This window comes from Amycolatopsis kentuckyensis (assembly GCF_002155975.1).
GTDB lineage: Bacteria > Actinomycetota > Actinomycetes > Mycobacteriales > Pseudonocardiaceae > Amycolatopsis > Amycolatopsis kentuckyensis.
In genome coordinates this window covers 1-2023 of record NZ_MUMI01000556.1, presented here as the reverse complement: position 1 = coordinate 2023, position 2023 = coordinate 1, and the positions used below count along the sequence as shown (strand labels likewise).

At 71.3% G+C, this 2023-nt stretch carries 2 protein-coding genes; both read left to right on the top strand.

Features of this window, described 5'->3' with window-relative positions:
• Positions 1-121: 121 nt before the first annotated feature.
• Positions 122-430, top strand: coding sequence for a type VII secretion target (locus CCN39_RS41635; RefSeq protein WP_086851874.1), 309 nt, complete (start codon positions 122-124; stop codon positions 428-430).
• Positions 430-2023 (top strand): WXG100 family type VII secretion target (locus CCN39_RS41630; protein WP_491844436.1); only part of this gene is annotated, 1594 nt, incomplete at its 3' end. The genes CCN39_RS41635 and CCN39_RS41630, both read left to right, overlap by 1 nt.

Here is a 2023-nt window from a genome sequence, read left to right as displayed (position 1 = left end):
CCGCGCACCCCGCCGCCGCCCGCGCCACCGCAGCAGCCGCAACCGCCGCGGCGCCGGCGTCCGGCCGACAACGACGACGAAGACGATTTCGGCGGACCGATTCTTTCCTGAGGGGGACCCGATGGCGGACGTGGAACTCAGCACCGACCTGACGGCGCACGCGAAGCAGCTCGACGCCATCGGCGACGGGCTGCAGCAGGCCGTCGACGCGGCGAACCAGGTGAGCATGCCGACCGACGCGTACGGCATCCTCTGCCAGCCGTTCCGGATGCTGCTCGACCCGGTGGAGCAGTACGGGATCGACGCGCTCAAGGACGCCGTGCAGGCGATGACGGCGGTCTCGGGCAAGGTCCGCGAGGCCGCGGCGGCCTACCGCAAGTACGAAACCGGCGTCGCCGACGACCTGAACAAGTCCGCGGGCGGTGCGTGATGCCGGAGGGGAACCCGCTGGTCGTCGACGCCAAGAAGGACCCGGACGGGCCGGGCGCGTTCACGGCGGGCAACGGCGACTACGGCTGGGCCGGCGGCATCGGCATCGCCGAGTCGTCGATGGACGCGTTCAACGGCATCAAGGACGGCGACTGGGTTTCCGGCGGCCTCGGCATGCTGTCGCTGGCCGGCGAGATCGCCGGGGCGGCGATCGACCCGTTCGGGTACCTGATGTCGTCGGTGGCGTCGTTCCTGATGGAACACGTGCAGCCGTTGAAGGACATGCTGGATTCGGTGGCGGGCAACCCTCCGGTGATCCAGTCCTATGCGGACACCTGGGGCAACGTCTCGAAGGCGCTCGGCGAGCGGAAGACGGACTTCGACAACGCGGTCAAGAACGGCACGACGGGCTGGACGGGAGCGGGCGCGGACGCGTACCGCAAGTTCGCGGCGGAGCATTCGGACGCGCTGTCGGGCGCGGCGACGGTGGCCGGCGCGATCAGCACGGTCACGATGATCATGGGCCAGGTCGTGTCGTTCGTCCGCGAGACGGTGCGGCAGCTGATCGCGGACCTGGTCGGCAAGCTCATCGCGTGGGTGATGGAGGAGGTCTTCAGCCTCGGCTTCGGCACGCCGGTGGTGGTGGCCCAGGCGTCGGCGGCGATCGCCAAGTGGGGCAAGAAGATCGGTGAGCTGCTCAAGAAGCTGACCGACACGATCCGGAAAGTGTCGCCGCTGCTGTCGAAGCTGGTGGACCTGTTCGAGAAGATCGCGAAGGTCTTCGGGAAGGTGCTGGGCAAGGTCAGCGGTCTGGACGGGCTCAAGGTCAAGGAAGGCGGCTTCGTCCGCAAGATCCCGAAGGGCGAGGGCGGCGGAGTCCACGCCCGGGCCCACGGCGGCGCGGACGGCGATTCGCCCGACGGCTCTCCCGATGGCTCCCACAGTGGGGACGGTCACGCGGATTCCGACTCGCCGGACGGGTCATCGTCGCGCGATGCCGAAGGCACCCCGGACGGCAGCCCATCGGCCGCCCGGAGCGGAGAGAGCAACCCCTCCACCCGCTCGGGCGACACGTCCCGCGCCGGCGACACGCACGCGGGCGACACGCATGCGGGCGACTCGAGCCCGTCGCCGAGCCGCGGAAGTGACGGAACGCCCTCGCACACCGGGGATTCCGGTTCGTCGCCCACCCGCTCGCCCTCGCGAGCGGGCGATTCGACCCCGTCGCACACGGGGGATTCGAGCCCGTCGCCTGCTCGGGGAAGCGACGGAACGCCTTCGCACGCTGGCGATTCCGGCCCATCGCCGACCCGGGGAAGCGACAGCACCCCTTCGCACACCAGCGACTCCGGCCCGTCACCCACCCGCGGAAGCGACAGCACGCCCTCGCACACCGGGGATTCCGGCCCATCGCCCACCCGCGGAAGCGACAGCACCCCCTCCCACACCGGGGATTCCGGCCCATCGCCCACCCGCGGAAGCGACAGCACCCCCTCCCACACCGGCGACTCCGGCCCGTCCCCGGCTCGGGGCGACAGCTCTCCCGCGCCGGCCCGTGGGGGCGATACCAGTCCGGCGCCCGGCTCGCCGGGGC